This window comes from Corynebacterium sp. HMSC072A02 (assembly GCF_001810085.1).
Lineage (GTDB): Bacteria > Actinomycetota > Actinomycetes > Mycobacteriales > Mycobacteriaceae > Corynebacterium > Corynebacterium hesseae.
In genome coordinates, this window is record NZ_KV799873.1 from 188363 (window position 1) to 202951 (window position 14589).

At 61.6% G+C, this 14589-nt stretch carries 13 protein-coding genes and 1 pseudogene; 11 read left to right on the forward strand and 3 right to left on the reverse strand.

Going from position 1 to position 14589, the window contains the following annotated elements; translation table 11 throughout:
* The first annotated feature begins 30 nt into the window (after nucleotides 1–30).
* The 5 genes from HMPREF2698_RS11850 to HMPREF2698_RS11870 are packed head-to-tail and all read left to right on the forward strand — an operon-like array spanning nucleotide 31 to nucleotide 5896.
* Nucleotides 31–1890, forward strand: a complete 1860-nt coding sequence (locus HMPREF2698_RS11850; RefSeq protein WP_070564963.1) for an HtaA domain-containing protein — start codon at nucleotides 31–33, stop codon at nucleotides 1888–1890.
* Nucleotides 1891–1933: 43 nt separating this feature from the next.
* Nucleotides 1934–2992, forward strand: a complete 1059-nt coding sequence (locus tag HMPREF2698_RS11855; protein ID WP_070532438.1) for a heme/hemin ABC transporter substrate-binding protein — start codon at nucleotides 1934–1936, stop codon at nucleotides 2990–2992.
* The gene (locus HMPREF2698_RS11860; protein ID WP_180963883.1) at nucleotides 2985–4028 is read left to right on the forward strand and encodes a FecCD family ABC transporter permease; all 1044 of its coding nucleotides are present in this window, start codon (nucleotides 2985–2987) and stop codon (nucleotides 4026–4028) included. The genes HMPREF2698_RS11855 and HMPREF2698_RS11860 overlap by 8 nt, the downstream gene beginning before the upstream one ends.
* A complete protein-coding gene (locus HMPREF2698_RS11865; protein ID WP_070564966.1) occupies nucleotides 4028–4834 on the forward strand; it encodes a heme ABC transporter ATP-binding protein in 807 nt (268 codons plus the stop codon). The genes HMPREF2698_RS11860 and HMPREF2698_RS11865 overlap by 1 nt, the downstream gene beginning before the upstream one ends.
* A gap of 3 nt (nucleotides 4835–4837) precedes the next feature.
* Nucleotides 4838–5896, forward strand: a complete 1059-nt coding sequence (locus tag HMPREF2698_RS11870) for an HtaA domain-containing protein (RefSeq protein ID WP_070524713.1) — start codon at nucleotides 4838–4840, stop codon at nucleotides 5894–5896.
* Nucleotides 5897–5911: 15 nt separating this feature from the next.
* On the opposite strand, the gene HMPREF2698_RS11875 is transcribed toward HMPREF2698_RS11870, so the two are convergent.
* Nucleotides 5912–7087 (reverse strand): esterase/lipase family protein, encoded by a 1176-nt coding sequence (locus HMPREF2698_RS11875; RefSeq protein WP_070564969.1) that lies wholly within the window; start codon nucleotides 7085–7087, stop codon nucleotides 5912–5914.
* A 348-nt stretch (nucleotides 7088–7435) separates the two neighbouring features.
* Between HMPREF2698_RS11875 and HMPREF2698_RS11880 the strand changes: the two genes are divergently transcribed.
* The 6 genes from HMPREF2698_RS11880 to HMPREF2698_RS11905 all read left to right on the forward strand — a co-directional run bounded on the left by HMPREF2698_RS11880 (nucleotide 7436) and on the right by HMPREF2698_RS11905 (nucleotide 12465).
* Entirely contained in the window at nucleotides 7436–8845 is a 1410-nt protein-coding gene (locus tag HMPREF2698_RS11880) for a SulP family inorganic anion transporter (RefSeq protein WP_070564989.1), read from the forward strand.
* Between the two features lie 178 nt (nucleotides 8846–9023).
* On the forward strand, nucleotides 9024–9686 hold the full coding sequence (locus HMPREF2698_RS11885; protein ID WP_180963879.1) for a biliverdin-producing heme oxygenase: 663 nt from the start codon (nucleotides 9024–9026) through the stop codon (nucleotides 9684–9686).
* Nucleotides 9687–9812: 126 nt separating this feature from the next.
* Nucleotides 9813–10595, forward strand: a complete 783-nt coding sequence (locus HMPREF2698_RS11890; RefSeq protein WP_083299245.1) for an HtaA domain-containing protein — start codon at nucleotides 9813–9815, stop codon at nucleotides 10593–10595.
* A 228-nt stretch (nucleotides 10596–10823) separates the two neighbouring features.
* A complete protein-coding gene (locus tag HMPREF2698_RS11895; protein WP_070524707.1) occupies nucleotides 10824–11312 on the forward strand; it encodes a ferritin in 489 nt (162 codons plus the stop codon).
* Nucleotides 11313–11441: 129 nt separating this feature from the next.
* Nucleotides 11442–11816 carry a hypothetical protein gene (locus tag HMPREF2698_RS11900; protein ID WP_070524705.1) on the forward strand — a complete coding sequence of 125 codons (375 nt, stop codon included), beginning with the start codon at nucleotides 11442–11444 and terminating at the stop codon, nucleotides 11814–11816.
* 442 nt (nucleotides 11817–12258) lie between these two features.
* On the forward strand, nucleotides 12259–12465 hold the full coding sequence (locus HMPREF2698_RS11905) for an HAD-IA family hydrolase (protein ID WP_070524703.1): 207 nt from the start codon (nucleotides 12259–12261) through the stop codon (nucleotides 12463–12465).
* On the opposite strand, the gene HMPREF2698_RS11910 is transcribed toward HMPREF2698_RS11905, so the two are convergent.
* Together HMPREF2698_RS11910 and HMPREF2698_RS13070 are read right to left on the reverse strand one after the other, a co-directional pair.
* A complete protein-coding gene (locus tag HMPREF2698_RS11910) occupies nucleotides 12462–13508 on the reverse strand; it encodes an ROK family transcriptional regulator (RefSeq protein WP_070532436.1) in 1047 nt (348 codons plus the stop codon). The two genes, HMPREF2698_RS11905 and HMPREF2698_RS11910, sit on opposite strands and share 4 nt — an antisense overlap.
* Before the next feature lie 19 nt (nucleotides 13509–13527).
* Nucleotides 13528–14589 (reverse strand): annotated as a pseudogene (locus tag HMPREF2698_RS13070) (IS3 family transposase); the annotation flags it as partial.

Below are 14589 nucleotides of genomic sequence, written 5' to 3' on the forward strand. Positions count from 1 at the left end.
GATTCTTTTTGTTCATCGCATCAATACTTCATGAGGACTCTCTCCGTGATTCTCCGTCGAATATTGGGCACTCTTGCTGCCAGTACTCTCATCGCACTCCCTTCGGTCGCGCTCAACGCTCCTGTCGCCTCGGCTGCCGGCACTTGCTCCTGGAATTGGGGCATTAAGCAGTCCTACCGAAGCTATATCCAAGGCCAAGTCGCCAAGGGCCAGTGGGAAACGGACGGCATTGGTTTTACCGGTTCCGAAACCGGCGCAGACGGTGCTTTTACCTTCACTCCGGGCAAGGCTTCCGTAAACGGCGATACCGTCACCGTCCCCTTCGGCGGCGTCATCCACTTCACTGGACACAACTACGGCGGCGACGATCTGTTGGATATGACGCTGACAGACTGGCAGATTCAGGCCTCCGGCAACCGGGCGGCGATCGTGGTGGATTACGTCTCTTATGAATCTGACATGGTGGATAAGTCCGCACGCGGCCCGCAGATTACCGGCGATAACGTGGTCATCGCGGGGATCGATCTAGATCAACCCGTCGACGCGTCCGCGCACACGCTCGACCTTTCCGGCGACGTCACGCTCACCGACGAAGGACACAAACTCTTCATTGCCTATGAGTCGGGACAGTCGATGGACCCCTCGTCAGGGACCGTGGCCACGGATGGCAGCTGCGGCGGGTCCTCTGGCGGTTCAGGCAGCGGTTCGAAGTCCTTGGGGACAATCTCGGGCACGTTTACTGGTCGCAATGCAGAAGCCATGGCGATTCTGAAGGAAACGAACGACACCATGAATGGCCTGACCACCTTCATGGGCAACACGGAGTCCTTCCTAGACCAGCTAGAATCCTTCCGTTCTCGCACGGAAGCCGCCACGGGCACGACCACCAGCACTACCACTAGCACCACGAGTGGTTCAGGCGCGTCGGGAGCCAACACTTCGGGCACCGCGAGCCCTTCGGGTGCTTCGGGTAGTACTTCGAGTACTTCGGGTACTTCCGGCACTACTGGTGCTACTGGAACCACAAGAACCGCGCGGCCACAGGACCCCGGGTCCGCGGCTAGTGATGGGCAGTCAGAAACCTGCGTAGCCACGGGCGTGCAGGCTGCGACCGCCGAGTGGGGTGTCAAGAAGTCCTTCCAGTCGTATATCACCGGCTCCATCGCCAAGGGCGCCTGGACGCTCGACGGCGTAGGGTACGACAACTCGCGTTTCCAGTTCACGGGCACCGGCGGAGATGTGGATACTGCGGCGCAGTCAGGTTCCATCCGCTACGGCGGCGCTATGCATTTTACCGGCCACAACGGAGTCCTCGATCTCAATATCGCGAACCTGGAAGTCCGGTTCAACGGGACGAGCGGTCAACTCATCGCCGACGTGCGTTCCTCCAACATGGAGGGCGAGCGCAAGGACTTTGGACGCACGGTGCTCGGAGACGTGTCGTTTAGCCTGCTCGACGTGAGTGACTCCGCCGTCGACGGCGAAGCCACCGTCACGCTGACCGCAGCGGGCAATGATGCGTTCGCGAATTTCTATGAGCCGGGCACGACCCTTGATCCGCTTTCGTTGCATGCACAACTTGGCGGATCCGGGGACTGCGCCGGGGCGAGCGGAACTACGGCACACACTGGTGCGGCGACGACCTCCGGCGGTCAGAGCGCTGCGGCGGCAAAGCGGGCGGCATCGGAAAGCTCTGCGGGAGACGGCCCGCAGGCCGCGGCCGGCACGAGCACGTCTGGTTATGAAGACGGCAGCGGCAACTTCCAGATCAAGAAGGCCGCGGCCGCGGGCTCCTCGCCGGAGGCGAGCACGTGGCTCCTGCTGCTTATCGCAGGCCTCGCCATCGCCGGCGGTTCCATGGGCTCCGTCGTCCTGCGCAACCCGGCGTAGCGCACCCCTTGTTACCCAAGACTTGAGAAAGGATACGTTTCGCATGAAACGACTTTTGGTGGCGTTGGCGTGTGTCTTCGCCCTCACAGGGTGCGGCGTCCAAGGCGCCTATGAATCCCAAGACGCGCAGCTGCGCGACGCCCTCCCAGACGCGCAGTCGGCCAAAGACCCGCGCTCGTTTACGGGTGTGTCGAATGTGACGGACTTCGAGGATGTCGTCGCGGTGGCGGAGTCGCCTACTCCCGCGCTGCCGGTAGAGCTCACGGATGCTGACGGCTACGACGTCTCCGTTACGGATGTGTCCCGAATCGTGGCATTGGATCTCTACGGTACGTATACGAAAACCCTCGAGGGCCTAGGGCTTACGGACAATATCGTGGGTCGCACGGTGTCGTCGACGGAAAACGCTATCGCCGATCGCCCCGTCGTGACCCAGGGCGGACACAACATCAACGTGGAAGCCGTGCTCGAACTCCGGCCCACGCTGGTCATCGTCGATCATTCGATCGGCCCACGCGACGCCATCGACCAGATTCGCGCCGCAGGGGTGACCACCGTGGTCATGGAGCCGAAACGCACCATTGACTCGGTGGCCGAGGACATCACAAACCTGGCCGCGGTCGTGGGTCTGCCAGACGAAGGCGAAACGCTGGCCAACCGCTCCGTCGAAGAAATCGAAAAAGATAAGGCGGCCATCGCAGACATCGTGCCGGAGGAGCCAATGCGCATGGCGTTCCTCTACGCGCGCGGCAACGGCGGCATCTTCTTCATCATGGGAGAAGGCACGGGTGCCAAGGACCTCATTGAGGGTGTGGGCGGCGTAGACCTCGGCACCGAATACCACCTCTCTTACGCCGAACCTGCCAACGCCGAATCTTTGGCAAAGATTAACCCTGAGGTCATCATCATGATGACGGGCGGCCTGGAGTCGACCGGCGGCGTCGAAGGCCTCCTCGAGCGCCCCGGCATTGCACAAACCACCGCGGGCCAAAAGCAGCGGATCGTGACCATCCCAGACGGGCAATCGCTCGCCTTCGGGCCCTTGACCGGACAGACCCTTCTCAAACTTGCGCAGGCAATCTATGACCCAGACAATGCTTAAACCGGCGGCCCCCACGGAGGTTTTCGCTCGGCGCTCCCGCCTGCGGGTTGGTGTATTCGTATCGCTTGGGGTGCTGCTTGGTGTCGCCTTCATCCTGTCGCTTGCGCTGGGGCAGTACTACGTCGCGCTGGGTGACTTGGTGCAGATTATGGCCGCGGGCCCTGGCGGTGGCTTGACGGCCAACGTCGTGTGGCAGATCCGCCTGCCGCGCATTCTGCTCGGTTTCTTGGTCGGCGCGTGCTTGGGAGTGGCGGGCACGCTCATGCAGGCCGTGTTCGCCAACCCGCTGGCTGAGCCCTCCATCGTGGGCGTGACCTCCGGTGCCGGTGTAGGCGCGGCCGTGGTAATCGTCTTTAATATCTCCGTCCTGGGTACCTTCACGGTGCCGCTCGCGGCGTTTGCTACGGCGCTGCTGGTTACCGCGCTGATCTACCAGTTGGCGCGCTCACGAGGGCGTGTGGCGGTGGTCAATCTGATCCTGACCGGCATTGCTATCAACGCGGTGTGCAACGCCATCATCTCCTTCATGATGTACCTGGCGCCTACCGCGAACCGCGAGCAAATCATCTTTTGGCAAATGGGTTCGCTCAACGGTTCCCAGTGGAAACACGTGTGGGTGGGCCTCCCCATCGCCCTCCTCGGGATGGCCATTGCGCTGCGTCTTGGCCGCCAGCTAGATGTGCTCGCGCTGGGCGAGCGCGCCGCGGAACACACTGGCGTCGACGTCAAGCGACTGCGCATTATCGCCATCGCTGCCTCGGCGATCCTTACCGCCGGCGCAGTTGCTTTCGCCGGACTTATTGGGTTCGTCGGCCTTATCGTGCCGCACCTGCTGCGTACGATCATCGGCCCAGAAAACAGGGTCTTGCTGCCGGCCTCTGCGGTGGCGGGCGCCGTACTCATTGGCTTTGCCGACGTCGCTGCGCGCACGCTCATTCCTTTCGCCGACCTTCCCATCGGTATCTTTACCGCGCTCGTGGGTGGCCCCACCTTCTTCGTGCTGTTGCGCCGGATGATGAAGAAGGGAATGCATTGATGATTAACGTTGCGAATCTTTCCGTTTCGATCGGCGAGCGGAACCTGCTTTCCGATGTCTCCTTTGTCGCCCGCCCAGGGGAGGTCACCGGCCTCATCGGCCCGAATGGTGCGGGCAAGTCCACGCTGCTGGCGGCCATCGCCGGCGATATTGATTACACCGGTTCCGTTTCCCTCGTGGGGCAGGATCCGGCGGTGTCCTCCCCAGGGGCGTTGGCCCGTGCGCGTGCGGTGATGCTGCAGGACGTTACTGTGTCCTTCCAGTTTCTCGTGCGTGATGTAGTGGCCATGGGCCGGCGCCCTTGGGAGGGCACCGCCAGGCAGGCCGAGGACGCCGCGATCATCGACGCAGCGCTTGCGGCGGTGGATGCGACGCACTTGGCCGGCCGCGATATTGCCACGCTCTCTGGCGGGGAGCGTGCGCGTGTGGCGTTGGCCCGTGTACTGGCGCAGCAGACCCCGGTGATTCTTCTCGATGAGCCGACTGCGGCGCTGGACATCCGCCACCAAGAACAAGTCTTGGGATTGGTGCGCTCGATCGCGGCGCAGGCTGGAGTGGCGGTGCTGGTGGTACTCCACGATTTGGGCGCCGCTGCGGCCTATTGCGATCACATCGTGTGCCTAGCAGACGGGGCAGTTGCCGCCGCCGGCCCGGTGCGCGAGGTCTACACCGACGAGATTTTGTCGCAGGTCTATCGCTGGCCCATCCAGGTGAGCAAGGCAGACGGCCACATCTCAGTCCATCCCGCGCGATGTCAGGTCGCCGATCCCGAGCAGTCTTTTGTCGATCTACTTAAGGAGTCTTAACTCATGCGTATTGTCTCTTCTTCTCTCGCGCTGGCGCTGACCGCCTCGGCGCTGACCGTTCCGGCAGCCTTTGCTGCCGATGCCCCCACCTGCGCCCCTGGCCAGACCCTGGAGACCCGCATTGTCTCCGGAACTGTGAATTGGGGCATCAAGGAATCTTTCCGCAACTACATCACCGGCCCCATCGCGAGGGGTGGGTGGACCACGTCCGGCGCGGTAACGCAGGACGAGGGTAACAAAGGCGGAGCAGACTTTCAGTTCCACTTCGAGGTGGATCCTTCTGCGTCCTCGGTGAGCCTGGGCGAAGACGGCACCGTCACGAAAGCCGATATTCGAACCAAGGATTCGACGCTGGAGTTTGAGGGCCACCACGGTGCGCTGTACACCAAGATGCTCTCGCCTTATGTCCTCACGGAGGCAGGGCAGGCAAAGGCGGGCACGTCCTACGAGGGCTACTACGTGCCGGGCAAGGGCATGACGGAATACACCCCGGAGGACCGCACGGAAGAAAACAAGAAGTCGGGCACGGATACCTTCGCTGAGGGCAATGCCGCATGGTCGAAGGACGGCGATATGCTCACGCTGAATGCGACCGACGTGACGTACAAGCCGAAGGCGGGTACCTACTACGATCGCGAGTCGAAGATCCAGCACATCGAGGGTATCGACGTGATCTTCATGGGCATGTACAACGAGAGCTACAAGCCGGAACTTGATGATGCACAGGTGACCTTGAAGACCGCGTCCGAGTGTGTGGGTCCTGCCGATGAGGGCACCGAGACCACCCCAGGGGAGCAGGACGAGCCGGGCCGCGACGAGCAGGGCAAGGACCAGGCAGGAGACCAAGGAAAGACTCCTGAGAAGGACCCAGAGAAGAAGCCGGAAAAGGGGCGGGATCAGAACCAAGGCGGCACGGATAACAAGGGCGAAGAAGGCTCTTCTTTTTCCAACGTGTGGAATATCGTGTTGGCGCTGACCGCTCTGGGCGGCATGTTTGCGGTCATCGGCGGCGCCATCGTGCAGTCCGGCGTTCTTAATCCCCTGCTGGCGCGCCTGCGTTAGCGAACCTGCACGGGTCTATTCCGAGTCGGCGTGACCCGCGTTGGCAAGGGCGTGGCTTTGGGCGTCGTGAGGATTGTCCAGGGTGGGGGAGAGCTGTTTGAGCACCATGCGCACGATGGCGCGCACGCGCTTGTCCATGGGCATATCCATGTGTGAGACGACGGCGCGTTTGTCGACGTCTTGCACATAGACATTGCGCACCGTTCCGTCGGGAGTGTCGCCGGGATCCAAGAAACAGGTTTCCGGCGGCACGACGATGGAGTCTTGCTTAGTGGCCACGCACGTGTAGCTCACACCGGGGGCCAGGTCACCGTTGCGGTTGAGCTCCTCCAGCGTCGCGCTGCCCACGATTTGTTCCATGCCGGCTGGGCCGAAGTAAGCGTCGATGATGGAGCGCATGACGTGTTCTTGGCGGCGGCTGGAAATCAACGAGCTGACGATTCCACCTTGGGTGGTGCCGTGGTTGGGCGCCGACAGGCAGATGATGTGGCGCACGCGGTCCACCGCATCGTGGTTATGCATCCAGTAGCGGGCGACGATACCGACTTGAGAGTGTCCGATGAGCACGACCTGTTCCGCGCCGGTGACGGCTTGGACCGCGTCGATATACGCGCCGACCTGATCGGCGGAGGCGGCGATGGGGCCGGTGGCGCGGGCGCCATAGTCCGGTGCGAACACGGTCCAGCCGTCCTCGCGCAGCTCGGAGCCGAGCAGCTGCCATACGCCTTTCGTATCCGTCGTCCCGTGGATGAGAATGATGGGCCATGGGTGGTCTTCATCCGGGCGCGCTGCCCAGTCGTCTTCGAAAACGCCGCGTGGCTTCAGGCGTGCGCCGAGCGGTAGCGATGCCAGGCGTGCCGCGGTCTCTGCCTCGTGGTCGTCGCCTGCGGACCCGCGTGGATGGCGAAAGTCGAGGTCGAAGAAGCTGCGGCGCTCGGCACGCAATAGCTCGGCGATTTCGTCGGCCACTTCCTCGCGCAAGGCGTTAGCGGGCGCAGGGGTGGTAATGCCGTGGCGCGGAGAGTCTGAAACTTGTTCCGCCGCCGGTGTCTCCGGCAGGCCTTCGGTGGCGTCGTAGCTGACGGAAGGGGGAGTCGGGTCTGAACGCCAGAACCGCCCGAGTCCCTCGGAGATGAGGGTTTCGAGTTCTTTGAGCGGTTCTTTGAACGAATCTGTTGCCATAACTCTCATCCTATTTCGTGCCGCGATACATTAATTTTTCGGAATTATTAGTGGTAACGGTGATATTTCGCGGGATCGCGGGAGAAAGTTCTCGTTCCCCCTTGACCATCCAACTAAAGGTTTATAAACTAAGCCTTGCCTAATCACGGGCGGTTGCTTACTAGGAAGGTCGCGCTCCACTTCCTTCTTACGGTAAGTGCCGAAAGATTAGTCATGGGGAGAAGGCCCGTCAGCGCGCAGCTGACGGGCCTTCGTTTATCTCTGGAAGTGGTAGTTGGGGGACGAGCCCAAATTCCTGCGCCTACCGGCGTGCTCGCGAGCTTTCGCTACGTCTTTTCTTCCCCCGCGCGCCTGCGCATGGAAGTCTTCGGCGGCCTCGCCGTCGCCCTCGCGCTTATCCCCGAGGTCTTAAGCTTTTCGATCCTGGCGGGGCTGGATCCACGCGTTGGACTCTTCGCGTCCGTCATCATGGCAATCTCCATCTCCTTTACTGGTGGTCGTCCTGCCATGATCTCCGCCGCGGCCGGCTCGGTCGCGTTGGTCATTGCTCCCTTGTCTGCCTCCCACGGTCTGCAGTACGTCCTCGCGGCGGTGCTGCTGGCGGGAGTCCTGCAGATCGTTCTCGCTTTCCTCGGGGTCGCCAAGCTCATGCGTTTTATCCCGCGCTCCGTTATGACTGGCTTCGTCAACGCGTTGGGCATCATGATGTTTACCGCGCAGCTGCCGCACCTCATGCACGTCCCGTGGATCGTCTATCCCCTCGTGACGCTCGGTGTGGTCATCATGCTTCTGTGGCCGAGGCTCACGGAGGTCGTCCCCGCCCCGCTCATCACGATCCTCGTCATCACAGTGCTCGTCGTCGTCTTCCGCTGGGACATTCCGGACGTCGCGGACCAAGGCGAGCTACCCACGAGCCTGCCGGGCTTCGTTTTCCCTGACGTGCCGCTCACGCTCGACACGCTCACGCTCATCGGCCCGTACGCGGTAGGCGTGGCCCTCGTCGGCCTCATGGAGTCGCTGCTCACAGCCAAACTTGTCGACGACATTACGGACAGCCACTCGGATAAAACGCGCGAGTCCCTCGGTCAGGGTATTGGCAACGTCCTTGCGGCGAGCATCGGCGGCATGGGCGTGTGTGCGATGATTGGCCAGACGATGATTGGCGTCAAAGCTTCTGGTGCTCGCACGCGCCTGTCGAGCCTGCTCGCTGGCATCTTCCTCCTCATTCTCATCCTTGTGTTGGGCGATACCGTGGGTGCGATTCCCATGACTGCGCTTGTCGCCGTCATGATCCTCGTCGCCGCGGACACGGTGGATTGGCACTCGGTGCGCACCATCCACCGCATGCCGCTGTCGGAAACGCTGGTCATGCTCGTGACGGTTGTGGGGACATTGGTTACTCACAACCTGGCGGTCGGCGTCATCGCCGGCGTGCTCACGGCCATGATTGCGTTCGCGCGTCGCGTCGCGCACCTCACCCAGGTCGAGCTCGTTGCTTCCGATGCCACCCGCGCCGCGTACCGCGTCACCGGCCAGCTTTTCTTTGCTTCGTCCAACGACCTTGTCTATTCCTTTGACTACACGCTGGGAGTCTCTGAGGTCGATATCGACATGTCGGCTGCGCAGGTATGGGATGCCTCGACTGTGGCGACGCTGGATGCGGTGCGTGAGAAATACGCGCAGCGCGGCGTGACCGTGGATATTCGGGGTCTTGATCCGGTCAGTCAGCAGCGCCTCGACCGGCTCTCGGGCAATTTGGGGGACTAAAACCTGGGGGAGAGATGTGCGCTGAGCATGGGGGTGCGACGATTAGTCATACTTTCGGTCGAATATGCGTCACTGTGGGCATGAAGTATGGCATAGGTCTTGATATGTAAGGCTTGCCTTGTTTAGACTATCCACATTAAGGTTAGGCAAGCGTTACTTAATCAGGAGGAATTTGGCCATGACCGTTGCCATGACCACGACGCCGCTTTCGCAGATGCTGCGTGAGGAAACCGCGCGAGCGCACGCCAGCGCAGAGGGCTCAGATTTTATGACCCGCTTGATGGCGGGTGAGCTCAGCGCAGAGGCACTCGCCACCTTTACTGGGCAGTTGTGGTTTATCTATGAGGCGCTTGAGCGCGCGGTCCGCACGGTAGCGGATACTCGCATCGCCGGAGCGGTGGCCGACCCCCGGTTGGAACGCCGCGATGCGCTGGAACTCGACCTCGCGGAAATGTACGGCCCGCAGTGGCGCGACGAGGTGCGTATCCTTCCCGCCACCGCACGCTACGTTGCGCGCCTGGAATCGCTCGATACGCCGGGATCGGAGCCCCGGGTCGTTGCTCACCACTACGTGCGCTACCTTGGCGATATCTCGGGTGGGCAGGTTATTGCCGCGCGCCTGGGGGCTCTCTACGGTATCGACCCGGATGCGCTCAATTTCTATAACTTCGCGGCGATTGGCAAGATTCCGCCCTACCGCAGCGCGTACCGCAAGGCGCTCGACGAGCTCGCGCTTTCTGATGCCCAGCGTGCCGCTCTCATCGCCGAGGCACAGGCCGCCTTCGCGTGTAACTCGGCAGTCTTCGCCGAGCTAGCGAAGCTGTATCCGGGCGCAGCGTAGCGCCGGGTTCACTATTTCCTCTCTTCCCCCTTCTTGTTTTATCTGTATTTCTAAAGTGACCTGGAGGTCTGTCGCGTGAAGAAAATCTCTTCTGCTTCTCTCGCATCTGCTCTTATCGTCTCTGCAATGGCTGTTCCGGCTACTGCTGCAACGCAGGACCTGACGGCGGGTACATTCGCCTGGCCCATCAAGACCTCATTTATGGAGCATCTTGCTGGCCCAATGGCAGCTGGCCGTTGGACGACCACGGATGGGGCGACGTATAAGGACAATCAGCTGCTCTTTCCGGTCAACGTCGCTGAGACGACGTTAGATGCGGACGGCAACGGCACCATCGTCCTTGACGGTTCGGCGCATATCGTGGCCTACAAAGGCCTGGGCGCGGGCGGCTCGGCCGGCCTCGATCTCACCTACTCAGATCTCAAGCTGCAGGTGCAAGGCACGAAGGTCGAGCTCGTTGGAGACTACGTTTTGTCCGGGGATCCGGGCGATAAGGGCGCGCAGGTCGACAGGGATGGCGATGATGACGTGCTGGTCACGTTCACCCTCGATGCCCCCATCGCGGTTGGGACCGATGTGAGCGCGCAGGATCGCCAGGCCACCGCGGGTGCAGGCCTGGAGGGCTCGCTACTGCGCTATAAGGAAGGTCAGATACTTGAGGGCGGCGACGTTGATCTCGTGCTGGACTTCGCTGATGGCAAGGATGCCGGGGTAGTCGAGGGGCATAAGTCGACGGGACTTGCCCGGGCTTCCGCGCAGTTGGGAACGCTGAGCTCGGAGGAACCGTCGAGCGAGGGTATCGGCATCCTCGTGGGGGTGATTGCGGGCGTTGTGGCGCTCGTGGGTACCGCGGTGGCAGGGATGCCTTTGGTGCTTGATGCGCTCAAGCGGGCGGGCATCCGACTCTAGTTCGATTGCTTCCGTTTGTGTGGATTCGGGCGTTGATCAGGTTGCGGTAACTTAGGTTACCGTGACCAAAATTGTCTTTGGCCTGCATGTTTGGGAACCCTAACCTAGCTAGCGGCATTTTTGAATATCTGTATTATGGGAGACTATACCGCCGGAAACCCGTTGGATAGCCGTCGGAAAAGACAGAAATTTACCTATTGAACAGGTACCGAAAGGCAAGGATATTCAATGAACGAGAAGCTGCAGAGCCTGCTGAACGCACAGGTTATTAACGAGCACGGCGCCGCCCTCATCTACACCCAGCTGGCCTACGAGATGGATGATCTTTCCTTCCCGGGCATGCGTGACTGGTTCTACGCTCAGGCTGCGGAGGAGCGCGAGCACGCTCAGAAGTTTGCCAACCACCTCCTCGCACGCGGTTACCGCGTGGAGCTCACCGATGTCCCGGTTCCGTCTGTGAAGGCCGCGACCCCGCTCGACGCTTTCGAGGCTGCCTACGCACACGAGCAGAAGGTCTCCGAGCAGATCCGCGAGATCGCTCGTACCGCTGATGAGGTGAAGGACCTTGAGTCCCGCCAGATCGTGAACTGGTTCCTCGACGAGCAGATTGAGGAAGAGGACACCGTCACCGAGATTATTGACCAGATCAAGCTCGTGGGCAACGATGGCTCCGGCCTCCTGCGCATCGACGCCACTCTGGGCTCCCGCGCAAAGTAGTCACGCGTGGCCATCAAGGCCTAGCTAATACACAAAGGTCAAGGGACAGTGACCATGCGGTAACAAACCCATCAAGATTGTCCTAATATCTCCCACCAACCCCATGGTTGGTGGGAGACTGCGTTTTATATGTCTATGAAGCAGAAAACCTGGACCGTGGTCGTGCTCCTCGCGCTCGCCGTCGCCTTGGGCGTCGGCATGGCGTTGAGCAGTACGCACGTTGCGCTCGGCACTTTTCTGCTTGGTGCGGCACTCATGCTGGGGCCCTTCGCGGGGGCGGGTCTCTTTCTTTTTGCTGCGCTCATCGCGGTGAGCCTGCCGCAGAAGTCCATTGCGTCAGTCGGCGGCGCGCTCGTGCTTGCCGCCGTGGGCTTGGTGATCTTCACGCCGCTCGGCATCATTCCGGACGCCATTGTGCCGCTGTATGCAGGAGGCGCGGCGCTGGGTGCCGTGGCGGTGCTGCTCGTGCCCACGGGGCTGCCCGGACGCTTGTTCCGTTTCTAGAACTCTGTCGTTTTGGGACGAGTCTGCGCGGCTTTCCGTAGTCTGGATGTATGTCGACGTATCTTTTCGATTTCTACGGAGTCTTGCTCCGTCATCGCCCACCGGAGCCGAAGGAGGCGCTGCTACGTCTCGTCGGTGCCGAGGATCCGGCCGCTTTTTGGACGGCGTATAACGAATTGCGCCCGGCCTATGACGCGGGCGTGGTGAGCGACGAACGCTGGTGGCGCCAGATGCAGGTGCGCCTAGGCCTTCCGGACTTCGATATCTCTGAGGCCGTCGCTCAGGACTTCGAGCCGTGTACGGCGCCGGACCTCGACGTCGTGGGGTCGCCCAGGAGTTGCTTGGCGCGGGCAATGCGGTGGGCGTGCTGTCCAATATTCCGGTGGGACTCGGTCGTATGGTGCGCGAGCGCAACGACTCGTGACTCAAGGAATTCACCGCCGTGGTGCTCAGTGGCGAGATTGGCGTGGTCAAGCCCGACAAGCGGGCCTTCGACGTGGCGATGGACGCGTTGGGTGCGAGTGCGAAAGACACACTCTTTATTGATGACACCCAGGGCAACGTCGACGCAGCACGGGCGGCAGGGCTGCGCGGGTATCTCTACGACGGCAACCTTGCCGAACTGCGTGCGGAGTGCGGGCTGGCCTAGGCGGCGCGCACCTTCGCGGTGTTCAGCTCAAGCGGCGTGCGCAGGAGCGGGTCGAGCGCGACGGCGCGGGCGATGGAGCGGACGATCTCCTTGTGGTTGGGGATCATGCGCAGCTCCGTCGCGGACGCGAGATCGGGGTCGAGCTCGCCGCGTGCGGCCGAGGCAAAGAGCTTCGGCGCGGTGGGCACGTCGTAGAAGGCGGAGCCGGCGATGACCACGGTGTCGGGGCGGTGGGCATCGATAAGCTGGGCCGTAAGGCGGCCGAGGTCGGAGGCACGCTGGGCAAGGACCGAGGGGGCATCGGCAGCCTCAGCGAGACGGGGCGCAAGCGCGGCGTTGACGAGGGTGTCGCGTGGGTCGGCGCCGTCGAACTGTGGGAGCTCGATGGAGGCAACGCCGTCCTCATCGGACAGGGCGGCGCCAATCGAGTCATCCGCGAAGAGGACGAGCGTGCGGGCTTCGTCGCCGAGAGGAGCGGCCTGCGTCTCCGAAGCGAGGATGGCGGGCACGGCCGGGGTGACAGTGACGGGGACGCCGAACTGGAAGTCGAGGCGTCCTGCGATATCCATGCCGTCCCAGCCGAGGTTGGCCGCGTGGACCTTGCCTTCTTCGTCGACGGAGCCGGAGGTGGTCACGCCGACGGAAACGAGTGTGCGGTCGACACCGGTGGTGAGCCGGTTGACGCCAGCGATGACGTGCTCGACGAAGTCATCGGGGCTGAGCTTCGAGACCGGGGTGGGAACGTTGTCTTCGCGGATAATGCGGCCGCGGGTGTCGTAGAGGCCGATATACGTCGAGGTGGTGCCGACCGCGATGCCGGAAAGGAGCCAGCCGTTATCGGAGGCCTCGAGCGGAACCGTGGGGCGGCCGCGACCTTGGGAGCGGGTGAGGTCCGTGCGCTCTTGGATGAGGCCGGCCTTGAGGAGAGCGGCGGTGGCGCGGGTGATGGTGGGCTGGGACAGTCCGGTGGCCTCCACGAGCTCGCTGCGCGTGATGATGGGATTGAGGCGTACGAGGTGGAGACGGGCCTGACCCCCGGACAGTGGACACGTCGGGGGTTAGCTATGCTGCTTGGGTCAGTGTAGCTGATGTGAGTGCTTCGAAGTCATCGGGGGCTAGAAGATTGCACCAGGAGTGTCGTCTGCGCGTGTTGTAGCGCATGCACCATCGAAAGACTTCTTGGCGGCAGACGATGGGATTGTCAAAGACTTTCCGATCACGCAGGACTTCACGCTTTAAGGTGGCGTTAAATGATTCTGCCAGGGCATTATCGGCACTCGTTCCCACCGCTCCCATGGATTGGCGAACACCAAGCTGGGTGCAGTGGTCCCTAAAGGCTTGTGAGGTGTACACACTGCCGTGATCGGAATGGAATACAGCCCCGTCAAGACTGCCACGCACACCGTGCGCGTGGGCTAGTGCATCGACGACCAGTGACACTCGCATGTGGTCTGCGATCGCATAACCTGCAAGTTTCCGTGAATACGTGTCAATGACTGTGGCCAAATACATGTTCTTGCCACCCTTACAGGGCGGGTAGGTAATGTCGCCAAGATAAACGCGGTTCGGCTCGTTGGCTGTGAATGTACGGCCTACTAAATCTGGCATGACTCGACGTCCAGGCTTGCGCCTGGTAGTGACACATCGACGCCGCTTAGTAAAGCCTTTCAGCCCCATGGATTTCATGATGCGTGCGACCTTCTTGTGATTGGTCGGAGGAAAGTCCGTATCGTCGTTGAGGCTTGCAGCGATGCGTTTAGCACCATAAAGCCCGTGCTCATCATCGAAGATGGTTGTAATTCTCGCACCAATAAGGGCATCGGAACACATCTTTAACCTGCGCTTTTCACGGGTGTTGACCCATTTGTAGAACGAGGAGCGATTGAGCTTTAACACGTGGCACATCCGCTTGACCGAGTACTCGGTTCGGTGGTCATAGACAAACTGGAAGCGGATTACCAGCGTGTCTCTTCGGCAAAATATTTCGCGGCCTTACGCAGGATGTCGCGTTCTTCGCGCAGCTTCGAGACTTCTTTTTCTAGCTGACGGATTCGTTCAGAATCAGTCGTCGCCTGTGCCTTGTCGCGCATGGTCTTCGTGCGGGCACGCTTGCCGGTGCCGTAC